A 23773-nucleotide genomic window follows, 5' to 3' on the forward strand; every position below is an offset into this window, starting at 1 on the left:
ACCGAGTGCCGTTGTCGGCCAACAGCTGCACGTGAGCGTCAGGGTCATGCCATTTCCACCGACCGAGCTGCGCCGGGCCCCACATGTTGTTGGTATCAACCCCGCCGAACTGCATCATGCCCGCGGTGATCGCACCGTTGAGTGTGGTATTTCCGACGGTGAGAAAGCCCGACATCGACCCGGCGTAGCGGAATCGGTCCGGATGAAACTCCGCCAGCGTCAGCGCCCCGGTGCCACCCTGCGAAGCGCCCACGATGGCATGGCCCCCCGGCGCCATCCCCTTGTTCGTTGCTAGCCAGTTTGGCAATTCGTCGGCGAGGAAGCTCTCCCATTGCCTGCCGCCGTCGCGCTCCCAATTGGTATACAGGCTATAAGCCCCGCCAGCGGGCGCAACCACCGAAATCCCCTTGCCACCAAGCGCATTCATGGCATTGCCCGCGGTCACCCAGTTGCTCACCGTCTCCCCGGCGTCGAAGGCATCAAGCAGATACACCGCATGGGAGCCGCCAGCCAGGAACGCAACCGGGACGTCGCGGCCCATGGCCGCCGACGGCACCATCAGGTATTCGACGTCTGCATTGGCCTTCGCGAAAGGCGCCCACGGCATTCCACCCCCAAGAAGGACCGCCACCACGCCGATGTGCGCCATTCTGGCGCTGAGACCACGCGCTCGAGCGCGAAAAGACCTAATACAGGCGCTAATTGACGCACTTGGTCGCCATTGGCCAAGGGTCTGCTTGCTACCTGGATCGGCCCAAAAGACCATTGAAGCCGTCGCCCACTAGTTCGGCGGATAGGCTGGCGGCGGGTAGTGGCCCCGAAGGATCCACGCGAACCACGACGTGGCAAATTCCAGCTCATCACTGACGTCATAGTCGGGATTGGGATCCATGTCGTCCCCTCTCTGGCCGGTCCGAGAGCTCCACGATGGACGCGCCGCGCGTTCAGCGAACACCCGTCTTCTCCGGAACCGGATACGTTGTGCCGGAGCAACTTATCTCATCATCGTCGCCGAACCGGTACCGCGCTGTCCACGACTGTTCCGCATGATTGAACGGCACTCAGCGAGGCGGCCTGACACTACCTGAGCCGACGCTGTGGCCGCGCCGAACGTCCATCGCTGCCGCCATCGCAGGCGTTAGCATTCGCAGCAATTCCCTTGCCGCTCAGGCGGTTTTCACCAACCGCCACACTAATTGGTGACTGGTCAGCGCAACACGACGGGTAGTTCGAGCACTGTGCTGATGAGCGGAGTGAGCAAATCCTGGACATCGCCGCAGACCTCATAGGCCGGATACCGCCGCAGCAGTTCACCCAATGCAATACGGGCTTCCAGACGTGCCAGATGCGCTCCCAAACACACATGCTCGCCCCAGCCGAGCGCTAGGTTGCCCTTGCCGACTGGTCTGGAGATGTCGAAGGCAAGCGGGTCCTGCCAGATCTTCTCGTCCCGATTCGCGCTGCGGTAGAACATCGCCACACAGTCGCCCGCCGCTATCCGCTGGCCGGCCAGCACCGTGTCCTCGGTGGCAGTACGGATAAACGCGGTGACGGGCGAGGCGAGGCGGAGGCACTCTTCGATCGCCAGCGGGAGGTTGCCATGGTCCTCAACAACACGGCGTCGTTGGTCTGGGTGCTGCGCCAAAAGCCAGGCACCCCCGGCCAACAGGCTTCGAGTGGTCTCGTTGCCGGCCACGAGCAGAGCAACACACATCGTATGGACCGTTTCGGGCGACAGCGTTTCACCGTGGATCTTCGAGTGCTGCATCAGGCTAGTGAGATCGTCGCCGGGCTCGTGGCGCTTTCTTGCTAGTAGCTCGGCGAGGTAGACATTCATCGCTGCCACCTCGGCGCCGGCCGCGGCCGCCCGCTCCGCGGAAGTATCGGGCTGAATAAGCTCGACCATCGCATCCGTCCACCGCTTGAACAACAGCCAATCTTCAGCGGGCGCCCCGAGCAGCTCGGCGATCACGCGGATCGGAATGGGCGCCGCGAACGACTGCACTAGGTCCAGCGGCTGAGTGTCGTCCACCGACTCGAGCACTTCGTCGACGATTTCGCGAATGCGGGTGTCAAGCCGCGCCACCGCAGGACGGGTGAACGCGGGACTCAACACCCGACGGACCTCCATGTGCCTCGGTGGGTCCAATTCAATGAGGTTCTCGCCGGTTACACTGCCGCCCCTGGAAATCCGGTCGTCGTTGAGCTGATCACCCATCATCACCCCTCTGGCCGAGGAGAATATTTTTGGTCGCTCCGATACAAATTTGACGTCCTCGTATCGCACGATGCTCCAAAACCGCCCCGGTTCATACCAAGCCACGGGCGCTTCACGCCGCAAAACGGCGCACGCGTCATCGATGTCGGCCCCGCCGAATCCCATCTGATCGAGTTTGAGCCCTGGGACAATTTCGTCCGCCAGCACTCTGTCCCCGGCTTGAGTTGTCACCGTCAATCACGACCAATCGGTTGCTGAACAATCGTCTTCGGCCGCCTGGAGACCCTCCGGCGGTATCTCATGGTGAACGTGTCCGCGCAACGGCGTCCACGGCAGTTCCACATGACTGAACTCCCTGACCGCACGATCGGGTCGACATTGGCAACACGTCTGTCGCGCACTCAGCAGGACACCATGATCGCCCGCGTTGTCAGGCACCCCCCGATCGCCCACGCCCCGCCGCCCGCGTCAGGTGCGCCAAGAGCGGACCCACACGATAGGGCACCGGCGTCGACAAGGCGATGTGCGTCGTCGTGCGATTCACACCGTGGACGTCATACATCTCTTGAATCAGGTGCTGCAGCTCTTCATGCGTGCGCGCCGCAATGCGCACCATCAGATCGGCACGCCCCGTCGTCACGTGCACTTCCAAGACATTGGGCATCTCGCCCAGCGCATCGACGACCGACTGAAGCGCTCCCTGAGCGAGCTCAACGTCGACAAAGGCCTCGACGGGAATGCCGGCCTCAAGGAGGCGAACCCGCACGCTATAACCCGCCACAATCTGAGCCTCCGCGAGTCGACTCAGCCGCGCGTGAATGGTGTTGCGTGACACGCGTAATCGCTGCGCCAAATCCATCACGCTGGTCCGCGCATCGTCACACAGAGCCGCGATGATATCCGCGTCGAGCTCGTCGATGGTTGTCAAGGTGACCCTCCGCTACCGATAGTAATAGCCTAAGCATGACAGTCTGCTCAACTCAGCATCGATTAGTTGCGCGTAATGTTGTCCGATCAGAGAATACAGTTTCATGTTGACCAGTTCTGGCAGTCGGCCATGACGATGACCTCCGAGCCGTCGACCGGCCCCGGACTGCGCAAATACGAACTTTCCCAGCGATTCCAATCGGGTGCCGGCCCAGTCGTGCTCACCGGATTGCAAGCCCTGCCACGGTTGCTCGTCGAGCAGCACGTGCGTGATAAGCGATCCGGCCTTCACACCGCCAGCTTGGTGTCGGGCTATCCCGGCAGCCCCTTCGCGGGAGTAGATAAGGCCCTGGCTCAAGCACCCGAGCTCACCCATCAGCACGGGATGCGGTTCGTCCCCGGCCTCAACGAAGAGCTTGCCGCAACGGCTGTTTGGGGCAGCCAGTCCGCGCTGCCGACGGGCTCCCGCGCCTACGACGGAGTGGTCGGCATCTGGTTCGGCAAGGGCCCCGGCGCCGACCGCTCCGGCGACGTGCTGCGGCACGGGAACCTTTACGGTGCCGATCCGAAGGGCGGGGTCCTGGTACTGGTCGGCGATGACCCCGGCGCCAAGTCGTCGACGGTGCCATGCGCATCGGAGCGATCGCTGTCGGCGCTGGGTATGCCGGTGCTGTTTCCGCGCAACAGCGAGGAAATGATCGTCTTCGGGCTGTATGGCATTGAGCTGTCGCGCGCGTCGGGGTGCTGGGTCGGCGTGAAGGTCGTCGCCGACGTCGCCGATGGCCTGTGGAGCGTCGACAACGACTTTTCCGCATTGAGCATCCAGCGACCCCGCGTCTCGTGGCAGGGCCGGCCCTGGACATACCAGCAACGCGTGATGCAAGCGCCCACCGACTGCCTGGCTGCCGAAGCGGACCTGGTCGGCCCGCGCTGGGAAATGGTGCAACAGTTCGCCGCCCTCAACCCATTTGACCAAGTGGAAGTCGACACAACCGATGCGTGGCTGGGTGTGGCGGCCACCGGGACGGCGTTCGATCACACCCGTCAGGCGCTGCGCGACTTGGGGCTCGATGACGCGGGCCTCCGCCGCGCCGGCATTCGGCTGTTGCGCATCGGAATGCCGTACCCCCTCGGCGGTGCGGTGCTACGGCGCTTCGCGGGCGGCCTACGCGAACTAGTGGTCATTGAGGAAAAGACCGCGTTCGTCGAAACCCAAGTCCGAGACATCCTTTACGGCACGAGTGGCGCCCCGCGTGTGCTGGGGAAGCGCGGCCGCGACGGTGATCCGCTTATCCCGGCCGACGGCGCGCTAACAGCAGACCGGTTGGCCGCACCCTTGCGCAGCCTGCTCGGCGGCAACGTGCAACTGGCGGCGCCCCGCAAACGGTTGCCGCTGATCTCACCGAACCAGACCTCCCGCATTCCATACTTTTGCAGCGGGTGCCCGCACAACCGCTCGACAACGGTGCCCGAAGGCTCGCTGGCCGCCGGCGGAATCGGCTGCCACACAATGGTGACGATCGTGCCCCGCGAAGCGTCGCAAGTCACATCGCTGACCCAGATGGGCGGCGAGGGCGCACAGTGGATCGGACAAGCGCCCTTCACCGATATCGGGCACATCTTCCAAAACCTAGGCGACGGAACACTTTTCCACTCAGGGCAACTGGCGATCCAGGCATGCATCGCCGCCGGGGTGAACATCACCTACAAGATCCTGTACAACTCCGCGGTCGCGATGACCGGCGCCCAGGATGCCCAGGGCGCCCTCGACGTGCCGACTCTGACTCGCAAACTCCACGCCGAGGGAGTGGCGCGCATCATCATCTGCGCCGACGACCCCGGCCGCTACAGCAGGCGAGCCGCACGCAAGAAGCACCTCGGCCCAGGCGTTTTGGTCTGGCACCGCGACCGGCTCGACGAAGCGCAGCGTCTGCTGCGCGAGGTGGCCGGGGTGACCGTCATCATCTACGACCAGCGCTGCGCCGCCGAAGCCCGGCGGCTACGCAAACGCGGAAAGCTCCCCCCCGCCACCAAACGCGTCGTCATCAACGAAGCCGTCTGCGAAGGATGCGGTGACTGCGGGGCAAAAAGCAACTGCCTGTCGGTGCAGCCGGTCGACACCGACTTCGGGCGCAAGACCCGCATCGACCAATCCTCCTGCAACGTCGACTTCTCGTGCCTGGCCGGCGACTGCCCGTCTTTTGTCACCGTCGACATCGACCCGAGCCAGGCATCGACCCATCCAGCACCGCCCCCACCGCCAGCGGTCCCCGAACCACGGCTGCCCGCCATCGATTCCACCTACGACATCTATCTTGCCGGGATCGGCGGAACCGGCATCGTGACGGTCAACCAAGTGTTGGCGACCGCGGCATTACAACAAGGGCTGCGCTGCGCCGGTCTGGATCAAACGGGGCTGTCACAAAAAGCAGGACCGGTGACATCGCATCTTCGGCTGTCTCACGAGCAGCCCGAACCCGCCAACCGGCTCAGCGACGGTGCCGCCGACTGCTACCTGGTCTTCGACCTTATGGTTGCGGCCGAACCGACAAACCTACGGCGGTGCGATCCCGCGAGAACCGCCGCGATCGCCTCCACCAGCCCCACCCCAACGGGCACCATGGTCTACGACCCCACCATCCGATATCCCCGCGGGTCACAGCTGCTCGGCCGCATCGGGACAGCCTGCCGTCGGGTCGCCTCGCTGGACGCGCTAGGCGCCTCACTAGCATTGTTCGACACCACCGAAGTCGCCAACCTACTGGTCGTCGGTGGCGCCTATCAAGCCGGTCTGCTGCCGATGTCGGCCGCTGCCATCGAGTCGGCCATCACCATCAACGGCGTTGCCGTCCAAGCAAATATCGCGGCCTTCCGATGGGGCCGAGTCGCCGTCGCTGACCCCGACGCCTTTACAGCGGCCACATCCCCGCCCCCGGCAGTACCGGTGGCTGCGGCCTTGGACCCCGAACGCTGGGTCGCCGAAACCGAACTGCTCGGTGAAACTCGCCGCCTGGCCGGCGTCCTCGCCGCCCAGTTGCATGCCCACTCGGGCCCCAGCGCTGTTCGCAGATTCATCGAACTCGTGGAATCCGCCGCGCAGGCTGAGCGGCTCACCGGTGCGGGGACCGCATACAGCTGTGCCGTCGCCCGGGGCCTGCACCGGTTCATGGCCTACAAGGACGAATACGAAGTCGCGCGCCTACTCACCGACCCCACCCAGATGCGCGCACTAACCCAGCAGGTCCCCGGCGCCCGGCGGGTCTCGTTCAACCTGCATCCGCCCACCCTGCGCGGAGCCGGCCTGGGCCACAAGATCACCCTTGGCCCGATGTGGCGGCCCGTGCTGCGTGGCCTGGCCAAAGGCCGCGCCTTACGGGGAACACCGTTCGACCCATTCGGGCACACACGCATCCGCCGCATCGAACGAGCGCTCATCGATGACTACGTCGACCTGATCGGCCAGCTTCAGCCAAACCTTCCCAAGCACAGAACGGAACTGGCTGCCACGATCGCTGATACCGCCGACCTGGTTCGCGGATTCGAGGAGGTCAAACTACGCGGTGTGCAGGCCTATCGGATGAGACGGGCAGAACTCGGCTATCCGATCGGAACCGCACTTGCCGACCTGCTGGACCACTGACGAGCGCGGCGATGCTTGACCACAAACACGTTGTCATCGTCGGCGGCGGTCTGGCCGGCTGGCACACCGCGGAAAAATTGCGGGCCACCGGATTCACCGGGCAGCTCACGATGCTCAGCGATGAGAACTATCCGCCGTACGATCGACCGCCGCTGTCCAAACGCTTACTTAAGCCCGAAACCGACCCGCTGCCAGATCTTCTCGGGCCCGACGACGGCCACGAAGCCCTCGGGATCGACCTGCGCTACGGTGCTGCGGCCACCGGGCTGCGGCCGGGCACCGTCTCGACTTATTACGGCGCGGAGGTCGACTACGACGCCCTGGTGATCGCTACGGGAGTGCGCGCGCGTACCCTGCCTGTCCTGTCCGGCCACCGACGGGCACATACGCTACGCACGTTTGACGACGCACTGGCCTTGCGCGCCGCGATGGAAACTGCGCGCAGCCTGTTGGTGATCGGGGCCGGGTTCATCGGCGCAGAAGTGGCCACTGCGGCACACGACCGCGGGCTGGACGTCACCGTCGTGGAGGTACAAGCCGTCCCCTACCAACGCAGTCTGGGCATGGTGGTCGGCGGCATCCTCGGGCGCATGGCCACTCGCTATGGAGTGAGGTTGCTGACCGGTCGCGGCCTGCGCTCGGTGGATGACGACACCGAGGCCGTCACTGTGACGTTGACCGACGGATCGCGACGCTCGGCCGACATCGCGGTCGTCGGAGTCGGATCGCGGATCGACACCGAATGGCTGGCAGATGCCCGGCCGCAGGGCTGGGCAACAGGCATCACCTGCGACGGCGCCGGACGCGTCCGGGGGCTGGCTTCGGCGTTCGGGCACGTATATGCGCTAGGTGATGTCGCCTGCTGGCACGATGAGACAGACGGCCAAGAAAGCCGCTTCGAACATTGGACCACCGCCGTGGAGCAGGCCGCGATCGTGGCCACTACCTTGCTGCGCGACCTGGCGGGACAATCCCGCCAGCGAGTGCGGCCGCTGCTTCCCTACTTCTGGTCGGATCAATACGGCCGCAGGGTACAACTGCTCGGCCGCCCCGGGCTCGCCGACCGCGTGCGACTGCTGCACGGCGCGGATCCGACGGATGCTCAGGCCCCGGCGCCCAGCAAGCTGCTGGCTGGCTACTACGCGGGAGATTTGCTGGTAGCCCTCGCCGGGGTCAGCGCGCCCGCGTTACTGGCGCAGTACCGACCGCTACTCGAAAACGAAGCGAGCCAACAAAATCGCGACAATCTGAGCGAGCACCATGACGTTTCGACCGGCTGACTCCGTATCGCTACGGGGAGATGAACTCGTGGCCCGCGGCGGCCGCCGCCCACTGCGGCTGGGTGCTGAGCCGGGGCAGCAGCGCCAACGCATTGAGGTTGTTAATCCCCTCGCGGGTGATGTCGTCGAGCCCCGGATAGGAGTCGATACCTTCAGCGAAGTACTGGCTGGCCGCCATGGGCGCGAAAGGAATATCCGAGCCGAACGTGACGTGGCCCGGATTGGCGAACGCCAGCAGATTCGGCAACGCGGCAGGACTCGACGACAGCGACGTGTCGTAGTAGAAGCTGGAGAATTCATCCAGGGTATCCAAGGGATTTCGACGGGTATCACCGAGAATGGCGATCGCGAGCCGGTGTGCGGCGTAGGGCACGAAGCCGCCGGCATGGGCCAAAATGAACCGGATGTGAGGATAGCGAGACCGTATCGAGTTGCGCACCAACAGATATGCTGCCCGAGTGGTGTCGAGCAGAAAATCGGCGACGAACGGCGGGATACCCGGTACCGTCGGGCCGGGCAGCTCGGCGGGATGCACGAACACGACAGCCGACCGCGCATCCAGCGCCTCGAACAGCTCCTCCTGCCCCTCCTGGCCCAAATAGACGCCAGCCGAGTTGGCCAGCAGCACAATCCCATCTGCATTCAGCTCGTCCAAGGCGCGAACCGCTTCTTCAACCGACTCTTTCACGTGAGGCATCGGCACCGTGGCGAAAAACCCGAATCGTTCCGGGCGCTCAGCAACGATCGCTGCGGTGAAGTCATTGAGATCCCTCGCCAGAGCGGCGGCATCCGACGTACGTTGCAAAATGGTGGTCCCCGGGGCAGATATCGACAGGATCGCAGTGCCGATACTCAGCTGCGCCATCATCTCGAGCGCATGCTCGGCACTCCAATCCGGCTGCAAGCGACGCCCCGGGACCTCCGCATCGCACTTGTCCAAAGCGGCTCGATAGTCCGGCGGGATCAAGTGGTGGTGGGTGTCGATTCGAACCATTCATCATCCTCAGCTCGTCACTCAAACCGGCACCGCCAAGTGCAGGCGCAGTATCCTCAGCGGGCCGTCAAAACAGCACCTCTGGTGAACTCCTTTGAGCTTATCGGTTTTCGGGTCGACACAAATGCAAGTGGCCGCGCATTACGTCACGCCGGCGCTGAGTTTGGTGCCCGCCCTTCCCGCGTGATCGAGCTGTCGCGTAAGCGGAATCGGCTGACGTCGCAGGTCGCGCGAGTAACTCGCCAACAACGACTCCAGAAAATCGGCGGCCAGCGCCATGCTGGTCGCGAGCAAATCAAGACAAGATCGGTTCCACCAGTTGGCACGCGCGGTGACCAACCCAGGCAGCGCATAGTTTCATGCAAGGAGGGTTCGCGATCAGGAAACCTCGCGACATTCGACCGTGCGTAAATCGCGACAGGAGGGCAGCTCGATGGCGCAAGCGCTCGCTGGCTTTGCGACAAGTCACGCCACCGCCTTGATGGACCCCAAGGAGTGGGACGGAGTACGGACGCTGCTGCGCGGCATCTACACCAAACACATCGGTCACGAACCCCCGGCGGGCCCGGACGACTACGAGCGGGAAGAATTTGACGATGCGGCCCGACGATTCGCGAAAATCGAGGCGGTCCAGAACCTGATCCGGCAGCGATTGGCCGAACTGGCGCCCGACGTTCTCATCATCATCGGCAATGACCAAGACGAAAACTTCGGTCCGTTCGGCGCTCCGCAATTCGCCATCTACACCGGCGACCAAGCACTCGTCAACGATCGCATGTCGCAGACATCCCGGCTATACCCCTGTGACCGGCCTTTCGCACTGGAACTGTTGGGGCTGTTGCTGGACAACGGTTTCGACGTCGCTCAGGTGTGGAAACCGCACGGAGATGCACTGACCGCGCACGCCTTCACCCAAGTGGCCCATCATTTCGTGCCCGACGCCGGCACACCGATTCTGCCGATCTTCGTCAACGCCGTGACTCCACCGTTTCCCCCACCGCGCCGCTACTTCGAGTTCGGACGGGCGCTGCGCGGCGCTTTGGCACACGCCGGCGACGGCAAGCGGGTGGTGCTGTGCTCCTCCGGTGGTCTATCGCATTTCACCGTGGCCCAGTTCACGCTCGCAGGCTATCGAGGTCCGCACGCGATGGGATCGATCTGCACCGACTTCGACCACGGGCTCCTTGAGGCGATTCGCGTAGCGGATTTCCATCGGATCGCCGCGCACAGCGCCGACGAACTGGTCGCCAACGGAGACTCCGAATTCCTGCAGGGCATAACGCTACTGGGCACGCTTCCTGACGGCGCCACCCCTAAAGTTCTTGAATACCAACCGATTTACCGGGCGATGACCGGCCTGTGGGCAGCGTTATGGGATCTGACGGCGTGACGGCCGCATACGTGGGCGCCGGTGGCGGATCGGGCAGGTGGCGGGCAACCTTGGGACCCGTCACACAGCTTCCCGCCGACGGACAGTCCTGCGTCTTCGAGACAGACGACAGGCGCATAGCAATCTTCAACGTCGACGGCCAGTTTCACGCCATCGATGACACCTGCACCCATCGCCCGGCATCGCTTTCTGAAGACGGCGAGCTCGACGACGGTGTCCTGGTCTGTGGCTGGCACGGCTCGATGTTCGACCTCGCCACCGGCAAAAATGTCGGGCCGCCGGCGTGCGACGCGCTGCGCACCTATGACTTGGAGATCTCCGAGACCATTGTGGCGGTCGAGCGCGGCTAGGGTGCCTCCAGCTCGGCCTGCGCGGGCTCCGCACATCGCTCCGGTGCCGCCGCGCTGATACCCGGCCGGGTGAAGTGGCCACTTCTGACCGCACTGCGCAGCGCCGACGAAATGCTGCGCGCCGTGTTTTGCGCGGTGGTGACATAGTCCAACGGCGATACCTGGCCGCCCAGCAGGCTGACACTCACCGCCGCGATCGGGTGCTGGGTTCCGGGCCCGAAGATGGGCGCCGCGACACACGACAGCCCGATCATGCTTTCGTTGCGTTCGGTGGCGAACCCGTGCGCGCGTACGTCGACCAATTCTCGCCACATCTTGTCGGGATCGGTCACCGTGCAGGAGGTGGCCGCACTCAGCCGTCGGCTCAAATAGCTTTCGACGGCGATCGAACCCGAGTAGGCGAGCAACGCCTTGCCCAGCGCCGTTTGATGCGCCGGCAATTTGGCGCCGACAGCGGTGGGCAATGTCTGTTTGGGCAACGCGAGTTTTTCCACGTAGAGAACTTGATCGTCGTCGAGGATCGCCAGGTGGACGTTTTGGCGCACGTTGCTGTGCACGGCGTGCAGGATCGGCTTGGCGGTTTCGCGCAGCTGACGTGGACGGCAGAACGGTACTTGGTTACCCAGCGTGAACATCCGCGTGCCCAGAACATATCGGCTGTCGCGGCGCTCGACTAGGCCGCGAACCACCAACGTCGCCAACAGGCGATGAGCGGTAGCTTTCGGAAGGCTAGTCGCCTCGACTATTTGCGTCAGCGACCGCGTGATCCCTGGACCGTCAAAAGCGTTGAGGATGTCGATCGCCTTGTCCAGCGAAGTCCGGTTGGCTCGTGACGTGGCTGGACCCGGGCACGCAGGCCTGGCGGCCACCGGTGGACTCATTGCCTCACCCCACTCCTTGCCAACCGAACCATTTTTGAAGAGCTTTCGGTTCCCACATCCTACAAGTCAATAATCTTTCCGCTCCGTTAAATGCGTAACGGATATGTTCTTTTTTGGCTTTTATCAAATCCTTTCGCCGAAGGGTGCGACAGCGCCTTCTCCGATTGCCGCCGCCCATGGCCGTGGACACCGGTGGTCGATCAGTCCGGCGCAACGCCCACACCGCCGAGGGCGGCGTCTCTCGCTTGGCCCCTCGTCGGGCGCTGGCGACAGCGGGAGCGCTTGGCCCCCAGCACATCTCACCTCTTCGTGAGCGTTGCGAATCGGGGCTCAACCCGGTTGGACCTCGACGGGCAGGTGGCTGTAGCCGCGCAAAGTGTTGCACAGGCGCGGTTTTGGCTCACCAACCAGCGTCCACGTCCGAATCCGCGCGGCCAGTGCCTTGAACAAGACCTCGGCCTCCAGCCGTGCAATGGCCTGACCGACGCAACTGTGCACCCCCATGCCGAATGCGACATGGCCGACCGCTTTTCGTTTGATATCGAAGTCGTCCGGTCGTTCCCATCGGTCGGGATCACGATTTGCTCCGGCGAACAACACCAACACCTTGGCGTTGGCCAGGATGTCTACTCCATCGATCGTGGTGGGGCAGGTCGTTGTGCGGAAGAACCCGATCACCGGTGATTCCAGCCGCAGGGCCTCATCGAATGCGCTTCGGGCCAGGTCTGGATACCGACGCAGCAGTTCCCACTGGTCGGGGTTGCGCACAAACGCACCGATGGCGAGCGCAATTCCATTGATCGTGGTGTCGACGCCGGCCGCCAGGAACGATCTAACCAGCAAATCGGCGTTCTCCTCGGTGATCTCGCCCGCGCTGACCGCACTGTAGATGCGCGCCCCCAGGCCGTCGTCAGTCAGCGCTGCGCGCGAACACTGTTGATGCACCCAATTGGTGACCTCCGCTGCACGCATCATCGCCGCTTCGAACAAATCGTTACGCGGCCCCCACCCGTTGAACACCATCGACTCGAACGCCAGCAGCATGTCTTTGTTCTTATCTTTGAGCCCGAAGGCCTCAGGAAACACCTCGGCAGGAAAAACTTCCGCTAACTCGGAAACCGCATCGAATTGCCGCTTGGTGATCAGCTTTTCGACCAGACTGTCGGCGCGTTCTTCAAACATCACCCGCAATGCCTTGAGTGCGCTCGGCGCGACCGCCCGGTTGACTGCCCGCCTGTTCACGGTGTGGATCGGCGGATCCGACTCCAACAGGATGCTGGCTCCTCGCCACGAGGACTTCTTCAGGTCGTCGATGCCAGTTCCGGATTCCGAGGAGAAGGTCTCATGATCACGCAGGATCGCATCAACATCGCGGTAGCGGGCCACCGCCCAAATCCCGTATTGCTCGAGGTACACCGCCGGGGCCGCCTCGCGAAGACGCTTCAGATCAGCAAACGGGTTACTCAAGAACTCGTGTGAATACGGGTCGATGGCGTGCACCCCGCCAGCGCTACCGCTCGTTTCACAGGACACCAATTCCGCCACGCTGGAAGCTCCCATTCCTCTGAACGTCTCATCGTGCTCTAACCTCGGCCCGTTGCCAGCTCGCGTTCTAGGATTCGGAACGCAGGTGAGACGGTGGTCAGCCCAGCCTGGTCATCCAGCGGTGGGTGTCGACGAACGTGCCGCGCTGGATGCCGGTCAACGCCTTACGCAGCGCGATCGTCACCGGGCCCGGCTCCCCGCGGCCGACCGTGAACCCACCGCCCACGTGTTTCACCCCGGCGACCGGTGTGATGACCGCGGCGGTGCCACAGGCAAACACCTCGGTGATTTCCCCGGCCGCGGCATTCTGCTCCCACTCGTGGACGTCGATTCTGCGCTCCACGACCCTCAATCCGGAATCGCGCGCCAAGGTGAGCAACGAGTCTCTCGTGACGCCCGGCAGGATCGAGCCGCTCAGGTCGGGCGTGACGAGCCGCGCCTCGGCGCCGCGGCCAAACACGAAGAACAGGTTCATCCCACCCATCTCTTCGACGTAGCGGCGTTCAAGCGCATCGAGCCACACCACCTGATCGCATGCGTTGTCCGTCGCCTGCGCCTGCGCCAACAACGACGCCGCGTAGTTGCCGCCGAACTTCGCGGCGCCGGTACCGCCCGGACACGCGCGCACGTACTCGGTGGACAGCCACACGGTGACGGGCTTGATGCCACGCGGGAAATACGAGCCCGCCGGGGAGGCGATCACCAGATACCGGTACCGCTGCGCCGGGCGCACCCCGAGCCCCGGTTCGGTGGCGAACACGAATGGCCGCAAATACAGCGAATCCTCACCGGCCCCGCATGGCACCCAGCTGCCGTCGACCGCGAGAAGTTGACGCAGCGAATCAATGAACATCTCGACGGGAAGCGCGGGCATGGCGAGCCGGCGCGCGGAGTTTTGTAGCCGCACCGCGTTCGCCTGGGGCCGAAACGACATGATCGAGCCATCGGCCCACCGGTAGGCCTTCAACCCCTCGAAAATCTCCTGGGCATAGTGCAACACGATCGCCGAGGGATCGAGTTCGATGGGCCCGTAAGGGATTACGCGCGCGTCATGCCAACCCTTTTCGGCGCAATAGCTGATCGACACCATGTGGTCGGTGTGATACTGACCGAACGGTGGGTTGGTCATCAGTTGTGCGCGCCGCTCCGCGGAGGCCGGTTGCGCGCTGCGGGTGACCGCGAACGTGAGAGCGCGGCCGGGCATGGCGCTCGCCACGATGCTCAATTGCCGTTCGGCGGGGTCAGCATGCTCTGCCAGCTCTTGTGCGTCGGTGCCGTTTGCGCGAGGTCGGCTTGGGTGTACTCGTGGCCATCGGGCCCGAAATAGGTGCCCGTGGCGGGGTTGTACTGGGCGGCCGCGATCGGCGGCGGCGGTGCCGCCGGCGCGGCCTGCGGTGCCGAACCCGGCGGCAGTTGGGGGATGTCTTGTCCGCTCAGGGTTGCGTTGGGGTCGCCCTTCCAGTAATTACCGTCATTCAGCGGCACGTAGTTTTCGTCGCTTTCGCACATCTTGACCGTCGGGGCGCGTTTGCCTGGCCGCGTCTCACACGGCAGGTTGCGCGCACCGCGCACGTCGTTCGACGCGTCCTGCGGAATCCGGCAATAGATGCCGCCGTCGGGTCGGTCCGGGTAATCCTCGTTGACTTGCGTACGCCGCTGTTGCGGCGGCAGATAGCCAGTGACGCAGGGAGGGGGAAGGTTGACGTTGAGATCGAAGGCGAGATAGATGCCCTTGTACTTGGTATTGAGGTTGGCGACTTCCACACCGCCGGCCACGGCCACGATCTGGGGAAGCAATACCAAAAGCTGCTCGAGGTTGGGCTGGTAGGTCAGGCCCACCTGGCCGACGGAAACCAGGTTCGCCAGCAGGGTCGGGATGGTGGGCTGCACCCGCTCGATCAGTGACCGCGCCCCCTCCGCCGCTGCCGGACCCAATCGCAGGATTCCGGCAACCGCCGCATCTTGTCCCTGGAACTGCCGGCTGATCGTCGCCAAGTGAGCCGCCCAGCCCTGAATTGCATCAGCACTTTCGGCTTGGGAGTCCAGTACCGGCTTGGATCGATCGATCAGAGAGGTCAGCTCGTCTTGGTGGGCGTGAGCGTCGACCGCCAACGTGGTGGAGCCCCTCACCAAGCGCGAGAGCTCCGCCCCCAGCCCACCAACGGCGAGATAGGACTCATCGATCGTGGTCTTGAGAGCCTCGCGCGGGATGGCCTGCAAACCGCGGTTGGTGGCATCGAGCAACGCGCTGATATCGGGCGGGACCGTGGTGCGATCTACGGGGATGACATCACCCTCTTTGAGGGCTGGGCCGCGGTCGCTGCGCGGCACTAGCTCAACGTACTGTTCACCGATGGCCGATTGGCTGTGGACTTCGGCGTCGACATCGGCCGGGATGGTGATGTCGGAATTCAGTGACAGCGCCGCCGCCACCTCGCCATCGCTGAGGCGTACATCGCTCACCCGGCCCACTTCGGTTCCGCGGTAGGTGACATTGGCCCGCGGATAAAGCCCGCCAGCGCGCGCCAGCTGCATGGTCACCGTGTAACGCCCGATGCCGAACAACAGGGCGGGAACCTTCAGGTAGCCGAAGATCATGATCGATGCCGCGGTCAACGACACGGCCGAGAACACGGCCAGCTGGACGCGGATGAGCCTGGTCAATCGCACGTTAAGGCCCCTGATCCAAATGGTAGGGCACAACCAGCGGGTTGCCTTTCGTGTACGGGCTGGGCAGCTGCCCGATGGTGCGACCCCACTGCATCTCGAGTTCGGTCAGGTTGCCCTCCCAGCGGGTACCGGTGAAAAACGCCGCGTCCATCCGGCTCAGGGTCATGTCGAATATCACCACCGAGTTGGCGTAATCGCCGCGGAACCACTTTGTGATGTTTTCCGCGGGCCACGGATAGGTCGCCAGGCCGCTCAGCGAACGCGTCAAAGCCGGGCCGGCGTTGGCCAGGGACTCCAGCACTGGTGCCGCATCTTTGAGTTCGGCCACCAGCGATTCTTTGGTGCGGTTGACCGAATCCGCTGCCAGCGCGCTAAATCCGCCCAGGCGCGTCAGCGTGTCCGCCAACTTCACCCGCTCGTCTTTGAGCACCGCCAAAGCATCGGGGATGGTCCGTAATGCCTTGTCCAGCACCGAACGTTGTTCGGCGAACTGGCCCATCAGCTTGTTGAAGCTGTCGGTGGCCGCGATGATGTCGTCTTTTTGTGCATTGAGGTTGTTGATGAACTTGTCGAGTTGGGTCAGCAGGCTTCTCACGTCCTGTTCGCGCCCGGAGAAGGCGGTGCTAAACGCCTTGGTGATGTCTTGAAGCTGGCCGAGGCCGCCCCCATTGAGCAGCAACGACAGCGCCGCCAGCGTTTGCTCGGTGTTCGGGTACGCGCCCCCCGACGCCAGCGGGATCAGCGAGCCGTCGTGCAGCCTGCCCGTGGGCGGTGCGTCAGTGGGCGGGCCCAATTCGACATGCAGCGAACCCAGCAGGCTGGTCTGCCCGAGTTTGGCTGTGGCATTCGCCGGCAGCTGCACGTCACCATTGATCCGCATAGTCACCAACGCATGCCAGCCCTGGCGCGCGATGTTGCTCACGGTGCCGACCGTGACATCGCCCACCCGCACCCGTGAGTTCCGTTGCAGGTTGTCCACGTCGGGTAATTGCGCCTGGATCGTGTACGCCCCGGGCCCTCGGCCCTGCGTGCCGGGCATCGGAATGGAGTTCAAACCCCGCCACCCACAACCGGCCACGCAGCTCGCCACAAGCATCACCGCTGCCGTCGTGCTCCACCACTTCCGTGCGCGCATCAGGAGCCCCCTTGCGGCGGCACCATCATTCCCCGCAGGCCGTCGGCCGGGTTGGTCGACACTGCTGGGGGGGCAGGCACAGGTGCGGCACTATCGGCGGGCGGGCCGGCCGCAGGGGCACCGGCGGGCGCCGGCGGCACGTAGTCCGGACGCATCCAGTCTTCGCTGTAGGTCACCTCGTTGGGCCTTGCATTCGGGCCCACAAACAGGTTTTCGCCCAGTGGCAGGAAGTTGTACTGGCGGTTTTTGATGATCGGCGCCAGGTATTGCACGCACAACTTGGCCGACTGCTCGGCACCGAGCCTCGAGGCCGCCTGAATTGCCCCGCAGATGAACGTGATTGGGTCGGCGAAGTTGTTGACCACCAGCGCACCGACCAGAGCTCCCTGGGCGGGATGATAGACATTGACGAAGTTCTGCAGGGCTGTCGGGGCAACATGCAGCGATTGCTTGATGTCATCAAGGCTTTCGTTGAGCGCGGTGGTGACCGAGGCGAGCTTCTCCGACGTCGTACCCAGCGCTTCCTTGTTGTCGGCAACGAAGCCCCGGACGTCATCGATGACCGCGTGCACATCACGCAACGCATCGTTGATCTTCGTCGGATCGTCGGCGAGCAGCCCGGTCACCGTGGCCAGGTTCTGGTTGAGCGCGACCATCAAGTCGGTGCTCTGCTGCAGGGCCGATACCAACACAGACAGGCTTTTGACCGTGCCGAAAATGTCGTGGCTGTGATCGCCGAGGGCCGAAACCGCTTGCGAGAGCTTGATCAAGGTGTCACGGATGTTCGGACCCTGACCGCGCAGGTTGTCGGCGGCAGTATTGGCCCAGGCACCCAATGTGCTGACACCACCGGGCTGGGTTGGCTGCAGCATCTCGGTCAGCTTCTGCAGCTGCCGGCGGAAGTCGTCGAACTCCATCGGAACCGCGGTCCGCTGCTGGGAGATGATCGAATTGTCTTGCAGCACCGGGCCGCCGGTGTAGGCGGGGGTCAGCTGAATCGCGCGCGCGGTGACCAGCGAGGGTGACAGGATCACCGCCTTGGCGTCAGCGGGCACACGGTATTTGGAGTCATACCAGAACGAGATCTTGACCCGTTGCGGTTGGGGCTCGATCTTGTCGATCTTGCCGACCGGCACCCCGAGGATACGCACTTCGTCACCGACGAAGATTCCGTTGCTGTTCTCGAAGTATCCGACAACGCTGATGCGGCCGATCCCGCCGACACAACGCACCAGCGTCACCGAGCCGAGCACCACGAGCAGCACCAGCACCGCCGCCAAGCCGATTTTGGTATTGCGCGACGTCATGGCCGGCCTCCCCCGCCCGGCGCGTCGGGGGGTGCGATCTCGTTGGGAGCGGGTTCATACACCCGCGTCGGCGTCGGGGCCGGCGCGACACCCGCCGGTGGACCGGGGGGCGGCCCGCCGGGCGGGCCGGCCGGCGGCGGTTCTCGATACGGGTAACAGCCCGGGCCGGGCAGCAGGCACGGGTGATCATCCGGGTTACCCGTGATGGCGTCGGGAAGGGTCCGGCGCGGATCACCGCCCTGGCCCGTGCGGGGGTACGGCACCGGCAGCGGCGGAGTCGCCGGCTGCCCGGTCTGCGGGTCGACGCGCTGCGACGGCAACAAGGTGTTGGGATCAAGGCCCAGGTCGGAAAAGGCGGCGTCGACGAACGGCTGCAGGTATTGACCTGGCAAAATGTTGGAGATGTAGGTCTTGAAAAACGGGCCCGCCGACAAAGCCTCCCCCAGCGACAGGGCGTAGGCGTTGAGCAACTTAAGCGACTTCTGCACCCGCTCCTTGCGGTTGTCGACGATCGCCAAGACGCCGTTGAGTTTATCCAGTGCAGGCTTCATCGTCGCCCGGTTCTCGGCGATGAAGCCCTTCAACTGCTCGCTGACCGAAGCGATGTTGCGGAAAATGTGCTCAAGGGCCGCGCTTTGGCTTTTCAGTTGGATCAGCAGGGCGTTGGTATCGGCGATGAGGCCCACAACTTGGTCGCTGCGCTGAGCGAGCACCCCCGCCGCCTTGTTGGCGTTTTCCAGCAGTTTGCGCAATTGCGCATCACGCTCGTCAAGGGTTTGGGAAAACCGCGCCACCCCCTCAACCGCGGTCTTGACCGCCGGGGGTGTCTCGGAGAAGGTTTGCGCGAGCACGTGCAGCGACTCAGACAACTGGCCGGTGTCAAGGCCGCTGATGGTGGTGGACAGATCGCTGAGTGCGTCGGGCAGCTGGTAGGCCGAGGTCGTGCGATTCAGCGGGATCGGGCCGGTTTGGTGGCCGTCACCGCGCGGAGTGACTTCCAGAATTTTGGCGCCCAGCAGGCTTTTGGTCTTGATCGCCGCCTCGCTGCGGTCACCCATCGCGATGTGCTTGTCGACGGTGAACTTCACCAGCACGCGCGGCCCATCCAGCGCGATCGAGGACACCTGCCCCACCCGGAACCCCGCAACCTGCACGGCCGCATCGGTTCTCAACCCTCCGGCTTCGGCGAAATAGGCCGCGTAACTGGTGGTCTGGTTGATGAATGGCAGCTTGTCGTACTGCAAGGCGACCAGCACCGCGCCGGCGATCGCCACCACGCCGGCGGCGCCGATGACGAGGTTATTGCGTTCGGCGAACGATTTCATTTGGGCGTACATCTTCCCGAGGGCTGTTCGGCCACTTTGATGTACACCGGCTGGCCCCCTTTGCCGTTGACCTTGAACAACAAAGAACAGGCGTAGTAGCTGAAGAAATCGCCGTACAGGCCCTGGCGCGCCAGTGCCTGGTATGCGTCGGGCAATGTGTTGAGCAGGTTGTCCACGTAGTCGTGATCGGCCAGGACGGTGCCGGAGGTTCGGTCCGTTTGCGTGATGGTCTCGTGCAATGCTGGACGGCCCTGTTGCAGCAGATCGGCAATCGACCCCGCGGCGGCGTTGGCGTAGGCCAGGCTGTTGGTGACATCTTCCTTGCGGTCGGCCAGTGTCTTGATCAGTGCGCTCAGCGAATCCACCGCCTTGGCGAATTGCGTGCTGCGGTCACCCAGCGACCCGAGCACGCTGTCGAGGTTGACGATCACCTGTCCGATCAACTGGTCACGGTCGGCCAACGTGTCGGTCAGCGCCGCGGTCTGGCTAAGAAACGATCCGATCGTTGCGCCCTGGCCTTGAAAGGCCGAGATCAGCTGACCCGACAAGGCGTTCACCTGGTCGGGATCCAGGGCGCGAAACAGGGGCCGGAATCCGCCGATGAGAGCGTCGAGATCCAATGCGGGCGCGGTGCGGTCGATGGGGATGGTTTCTCCGGGTCGCAGCCGGCGCGGTCCTCCGGCGCCTTCCTGCAACGCCAGATAGCGGCCCCCGATCAGGTTGTCGTAGCGAACCACCGCCTTGCTGCCCTCGGTGAGCACGACCGAGTCTTCGGCGCTGAATTCGACCCGCGCGGTGGCATCACGTTGGATGGAGATGCTTTGGACCTTGCCGACTTCCACGCCGGCGATCCGCACAAAGTTGCCGTTCTCCAGGCCGCTGACGTTGCTGAATATGGCGTAGTAATTTCTGGTCGCCTCGAAGCGCAGCTGGGCAAAGACGGCGATCAGCGCGAAGGTGCCGACCAGGCAGACGGCGATGAAGATCGCCGAGCGCCAGATGGCGCCCGACACCGAACCTGTCATGGCCTCTCCTGGATCGTTGTCTCGACTGTCTGGCCGGTCATGGGGCTGGGGCGGCTTCTCGGGGAAGCGGAGGCGCCGGGGTCGGCTGCGCGGTGGCCGGCGCCGAAACCACGAACGGCTCCGAGCCCGGTGTGGGGCCGGGTTCACGAGGCGGACCGGGAGCGGGTGCGGGCGGCAGTCCCGGATACCGGGGGGTTCCGTCGGGGGCGTATTGCGGCGCCCCGTAAGGCGGCGCGCCCGGGTAGGGAATCGGGCCGGGCGCGGGCCCGCCGGGATAGCGGATGCTCGGCGGCTCGGGTGTGCCGCGGGTCACCGGGAAGTAGTTGGCCCAACCGGGGAAACCGATTCCGGGGTTGGGCCGGACATCCACCCCGGTGCCCCAGCCGGTATTGGTGATCAGTTGACGCACCGGCCAGTTCTTGGAGACGTCCGGCAGCGAGCCGCAGCCCGGTTTGCCGCCGGGTCCGCCCTTGGCGCCCACGACGGGCAGGTTATCGGGATACCGGTAGGGGTCATCGCCGAGCAGAAAGCCGATGTCCAGAATCGACGAACGCCCGTTGCCGCCCAGCATGTCGTAGGCCCCGTTGTCGAGGTACCACTTGGCGCCCAACAGCAAGCAGGTGTACTCGGGGTTGTACTTGAACAACAAGTCCATCGTCGGGCGCAGCGTGTTCACCGAATTGATCAGGTTGGCTTGGTTGGGCGCCAACACGCCAATTCCGCTGTTGGACAGGCCCATCACGCTGAGCAACAACGCATCCAGCGCCGACGCGTTGGCTGTGATCGTGGCACCCGTTGTGCTCGCCGCATTGAGCGTCTGCAGAATGTCGGGCGCTGCCGCACTGTAGGCGTCGGAAAAGCGCTTCGCCGCCCGCCAGTCGGCACGCGCGGTGTCGCTGCGTGAGTTCAGCGCCAACAGCACCTGATTCGCGGCGGTGGTGGCCTCACCGATAGCCGGTCCTTCGCCGCGAACACCCTCAGCCAAGGCCGACAGCACGCCGTTGAGCTTGGCGGGGTCGATCTGGTGCAGCACATCGACCAGATCCTGAAACACCGTGTTGACTTCGGTGTTGACGTTCTGCGACTGCAGCACCTGTCCGGCAGCCAGCCGCTGGCTGCTGGGATGCTCGGGGTATAACAGCTCGACGTATTTGGCGCCGAATATGGTGGTGGCCCGAATCCGGGCCGACACGTTGGCCGGGATGTGCCGGATCTCGTCCGGATAGATATCCAGCTTCAACCGAACCGGCCCGCTGCCGCCGGAAACTCCGCTGACCTGGCCGACCTGCACCCCGCGCAACTTGACCTTGCTGCCGGTGTCCATGACCAGGCCCGCGCGGTCGGACGTAAGCAGCACGGGCACATAGGAATTGAAGGAATCGCTAAACACCAGCCCGGTCAGCACCAGGACCGCAGCGAGAACCCCAACCAGCAACAGCGCCCACCACGCCGGGTCGAGGCTGCCATCGGACTCATCTATGTCCATCGGCTCATCCGGAGAGATCGAGGTTGCCGGAATGCCCGTACGCGGCCAACGAGACCAGCAAGGTGATGAACACCGCACACACCAACGAGGTGCGCACCGCGCGCCCGACCGCCTCGCCCACCCCTGCCGGGCCGCCGGAGGCGGTGAATCCGTAGTAGGTGTGGATGAGCATGATGATCGCGCCCATCGCGACGACCTCAACGAACGACCACAGCACATCGAGCGGGTTGAGAAAGGTGTTGAAGTAGTGGTCGTAGACGCCCGTTGACTGTCCGTAGCCGAACGTGGTTCCAAAACGCGCGGCAAAAAACGATGTCAAAAGCCCGACGCAGTACAGCGGAATGATCACGACGACACCGGAAATGACCCGGGTTGAGCCGAGGTAGGCAATGGAGCGCACGCCCATCGCTTCCAAGGCGTCGATTTCTTCGCTGATGCGCATCGCGCCCAGCTGGGCGGTGGCCCCAGCGCCGATGGTGGCCGCCAGGCCGATGCCCGCCGTCGTGGGTGCGATCGCGCGCACGTTCAGGTATGCCGACACGAAACCGGTCAGCGCCTCCACCCCGATCCCGGCCAGCGAGTTGTAACCCTGAACCGCGATGATCGCTCCGGTGGACAGGGTCAGGAAACCGACGATGACGATGGTGCCACCGATGATCGCGAGAACCCCAGTGCCCAGGCTCATCTGAGCCACGAGGCGCGCAATCTCGGTCCGGTAGCGCGTGCAGGCGTCACCCGTAGCGGCCAGTGTGCGGGCGTAGAACCGGGTCTGGCGTCCCAGCCGCCGCCAGGCTCCGACACAGCCGTCGATGATGTGAGCGGTCCGCGGATACCGCTGGGTACCAACCGATTCGATGCTCACATTGCCGCCTTCACGCCGACGGCGGTGACGATCAGGTTGATCACGAACAGTGCGATGAAGGAGAAGACGACCGTCTCGTTGACCGCGTTGCCGACCCCGGCGGGTCCCCCGCTGACGGTGATGCCCTTGTAGCAGGCGATCAGGCCGGCGGCCAGGCCGAACAATGTGGCCTTGACCAGCGACACGACCACCTCGGTGAGGCCCACCAGAAGGGTCAGGCTGGAGACCCACGCGCCGGGGGTGATGTGCTGGATGAAGACCGAGAAGCAAAAGGCGCTGGTCAACCCGGTCAGGGTGACCAGCGACAACAACAGCATCGCCACGAAAGTGGAGGCGATCATGCGGGGCACGACGAGTGCTTGCACGGGATTGATGCCGAGCACTCGCAGGGCGTCGAGTTCTTCTCGAATGGTGCGCGCGCCCAGGTCGGCGCACATCGCCGTGGCGCCGGCGCCAGCGACCACCAGCACGGTCACGATGGGGGCGATCTGGGTCACCGTGCCCAACGCGGCACCGGCGCCGGAGATGTCGGCGGCACCGAACTCGATGAGCAAAATGTTGGTGATGAACACCGACAGCGCGCAAAACGGGATGGCCAACAGCAATGTTGGGGCGATCGACACCCGCGCGACAAACCAGAATTGCAGCGCTAACTCGCGCCACCTGAATGGCCGCCGGGGCAGAAAAAACAACGCGTCCAACGCCATCGCGCAGAAATCACCGAAGGCGCGCAGTGGC

The 23773-nt window shown here is 64.3% G+C and carries 19 protein-coding genes; 4 read left to right on the forward strand and 15 right to left on the reverse strand.

Annotation, left to right across the window (positions count from 1 at the left end; translation table 11 throughout):
* From A5706_RS31475 to A5706_RS31485, 3 genes are all read right to left on the reverse strand, one after another.
* Positions 1-649: alpha/beta hydrolase family protein (locus A5706_RS31475; protein ID WP_068140696.1), on the reverse strand; the 649-nt coding region annotated here is incomplete at its 3' end.
* Positions 650-1207: 558 nt separating this feature from the next.
* Positions 1208-2425, reverse strand: coding sequence for a cytochrome P450 (locus A5706_RS31480; RefSeq protein ID WP_082964764.1), 1218 nt, complete (start codon positions 2423-2425; stop codon positions 1208-1210).
* Positions 2426-2648: 223 nt separating this feature from the next.
* Positions 2649-3146 carry an Lrp/AsnC family transcriptional regulator gene (locus A5706_RS31485; protein ID WP_068140504.1) on the reverse strand — a complete coding sequence of 166 codons (498 nt, stop codon included), beginning with the start codon at positions 3144-3146 and terminating at the stop codon, positions 2649-2651.
* 135 nt (positions 3147-3281) lie between these two features.
* On the opposite strand from A5706_RS31485, the gene A5706_RS31490 reads away from it, so the two are divergent.
* Together A5706_RS31490 and A5706_RS31495 are read left to right on the forward strand one after the other, a co-directional pair.
* Positions 3282-6785 carry an indolepyruvate ferredoxin oxidoreductase family protein gene (locus A5706_RS31490; protein WP_068140706.1) on the forward strand — a complete coding sequence of 1168 codons (3504 nt, stop codon included), beginning with the start codon at positions 3282-3284 and terminating at the stop codon, positions 6783-6785.
* Positions 6786-6796: 11 nt separating this feature from the next.
* Entirely contained in the window at positions 6797-8065 is a 1269-nt protein-coding gene (locus tag A5706_RS31495; RefSeq protein ID WP_068140507.1) for an NAD(P)/FAD-dependent oxidoreductase, read from the forward strand.
* A gap of 10 nt (positions 8066-8075) precedes the next feature.
* Here the strand turns inward: A5706_RS31495 and A5706_RS31500 are convergent, their stop codons facing one another.
* Positions 8076-9059, reverse strand: coding sequence for an amidohydrolase family protein (locus tag A5706_RS31500; RefSeq protein WP_068140510.1), 984 nt, complete (start codon positions 9057-9059; stop codon positions 8076-8078).
* A gap of 433 nt (positions 9060-9492) precedes the next feature.
* Here A5706_RS31500 and A5706_RS31505 point away from each other — a divergent pair, with 433 nt between their 5' ends.
* Positions 9493-10449: a hypothetical protein gene (locus A5706_RS31505; protein WP_068140512.1), complete on the forward strand. Its 957-nt coding sequence runs from the start codon at positions 9493-9495 to the stop codon at positions 10447-10449.
* A complete protein-coding gene (locus tag A5706_RS31510; RefSeq protein ID WP_197518043.1) occupies positions 10446-10799 on the forward strand; it encodes a Rieske 2Fe-2S domain-containing protein in 354 nt (117 codons plus the stop codon). Before A5706_RS31505 ends, A5706_RS31510 begins: the two co-directional genes overlap by 4 nt.
* Here the strand turns inward: A5706_RS31510 and A5706_RS31515 are convergent.
* The 11 genes from A5706_RS31515 to A5706_RS31565 form a co-directional block, all read right to left on the reverse strand.
* Positions 10796-11680, reverse strand: a complete 885-nt coding sequence (locus A5706_RS31515; protein ID WP_082964766.1) for an IclR family transcriptional regulator — start codon at positions 11678-11680, stop codon at positions 10796-10798. The two genes, A5706_RS31510 and A5706_RS31515, sit on opposite strands and share 4 nt — an antisense overlap.
* 330 nt (positions 11681-12010) lie before the next feature.
* The gene (locus A5706_RS31520) at positions 12011-13225 is read right to left on the reverse strand and encodes a cytochrome P450 (RefSeq protein ID WP_197518044.1); all 1215 of its coding nucleotides are present in this window, start codon (positions 13223-13225) and stop codon (positions 12011-12013) included.
* A 97-nt stretch (positions 13226-13322) separates the two neighbouring features.
* Complete coding sequence (locus A5706_RS31525; protein ID WP_068140519.1) at positions 13323-14429, reverse strand: branched-chain amino acid aminotransferase; 1107 nt, start codon at positions 14427-14429, stop codon at positions 13323-13325.
* A gap of 17 nt (positions 14430-14446) precedes the next feature.
* Positions 14447-15895: an MCE family protein gene (locus tag A5706_RS31530; RefSeq protein WP_068140522.1), complete on the reverse strand. Its 1449-nt coding sequence runs from the start codon at positions 15893-15895 to the stop codon at positions 14447-14449.
* Between the two features lies 1 nt (position 15896).
* Entirely contained in the window at positions 15897-17030 is a 1134-nt protein-coding gene (locus tag A5706_RS31535; RefSeq protein ID WP_156767436.1) for an MCE family protein, read from the reverse strand.
* Entirely contained in the window at positions 17030-18337 is a 1308-nt protein-coding gene (locus A5706_RS31540; RefSeq protein WP_068140530.1) for a virulence factor Mce family protein, read from the reverse strand. The genes A5706_RS31535 and A5706_RS31540 overlap by 1 nt, the downstream gene beginning before the upstream one ends.
* Positions 18334-19662, reverse strand: a complete 1329-nt coding sequence (locus A5706_RS31545) for an MCE family protein (protein ID WP_068140533.1) — start codon at positions 19660-19662, stop codon at positions 18334-18336. The genes A5706_RS31540 and A5706_RS31545 overlap by 4 nt, the downstream gene beginning before the upstream one ends.
* Entirely contained in the window at positions 19659-20687 is a 1029-nt protein-coding gene (locus A5706_RS31550) for a virulence factor Mce family protein (protein ID WP_068140536.1), read from the reverse strand. Before A5706_RS31550 ends, A5706_RS31545 begins: the two co-directional genes overlap by 4 nt.
* 37 nt (positions 20688-20724) lie before the next feature.
* Entirely contained in the window at positions 20725-22173 is a 1449-nt protein-coding gene (locus A5706_RS31555; protein ID WP_068140540.1) for an MCE family protein, read from the reverse strand.
* A 4-nt stretch (positions 22174-22177) separates the two neighbouring features.
* Positions 22178-22987, reverse strand: a complete 810-nt coding sequence (locus tag A5706_RS31560) for an ABC transporter permease (protein WP_068140712.1) — start codon at positions 22985-22987, stop codon at positions 22178-22180.
* A gap of 44 nt (positions 22988-23031) precedes the next feature.
* On the reverse strand, positions 23032-23742 hold the full coding sequence (locus tag A5706_RS31565) for an ABC transporter permease (protein ID WP_068140715.1): 711 nt from the start codon (positions 23740-23742) through the stop codon (positions 23032-23034).
* Between the last annotated feature and the right edge of the window lie 31 nt (positions 23743-23773).

It is taken from the genome of Mycobacterium sp. E796 (assembly GCF_001672815.1).
Classification (GTDB): domain Bacteria; phylum Actinomycetota; class Actinomycetes; order Mycobacteriales; family Mycobacteriaceae; genus Mycobacterium.

Bases quoted from the DNA above. Each gene is read 5' to 3' on its own strand.
- A5706_RS31490 (WP_068140706.1), top strand. From the start codon at position 3,282: ATGACCTCCGAGCCGTCGACCGGCCCCGGACTGCGCAAATACGAACTT.
- A5706_RS31495 (WP_068140507.1), top strand. From the start codon at position 6,797: ATGCTTGACCACAAACACGTTGTCATCGTCGGCGGCGGTCTGGCCGGC.
- A5706_RS31500 (WP_068140510.1), bottom strand. From the start codon at position 9,059: ATGGTTCGAATCGACACCCACCACCACTTGATCCCGCCGGACTATCGA.
- A5706_RS31505 (WP_068140512.1), top strand. From the start codon at position 9,493: ATGGCGCAAGCGCTCGCTGGCTTTGCGACAAGTCACGCCACCGCCTTG.
- A5706_RS31515 (WP_082964766.1), bottom strand. From the start codon at position 11,680: ATGAGTCCACCGGTGGCCGCCAGGCCTGCGTGCCCGGGTCCAGCCACG.
- A5706_RS31525 (WP_068140519.1), bottom strand. From the start codon at position 14,429: ATGCCCGGCCGCGCTCTCACGTTCGCGGTCACCCGCAGCGCGCAACCG.
- A5706_RS31535 (WP_156767436.1), bottom strand. From the start codon at position 17,030: ATGCGCGCACGGAAGTGGTGGAGCACGACGGCAGCGGTGATGCTTGTG.
- A5706_RS31540 (WP_068140530.1), bottom strand. From the start codon at position 18,337: ATGACGTCGCGCAATACCAAAATCGGCTTGGCGGCGGTGCTGGTGCTG.
- A5706_RS31545 (WP_068140533.1), bottom strand. From the start codon at position 19,662: ATGAAATCGTTCGCCGAACGCAATAACCTCGTCATCGGCGCCGCCGGC.
- A5706_RS31550 (WP_068140536.1), bottom strand. From the start codon at position 20,687: ATGACAGGTTCGGTGTCGGGCGCCATCTGGCGCTCGGCGATCTTCATC.
- A5706_RS31555 (WP_068140540.1), bottom strand. From the start codon at position 22,173: ATGGACATAGATGAGTCCGATGGCAGCCTCGACCCGGCGTGGTGGGCG.
- A5706_RS31565 (WP_068140715.1), bottom strand. From the start codon at position 23,742: ATGGCGTTGGACGCGTTGTTTTTTCTGCCCCGGCGGCCATTCAGGTGG.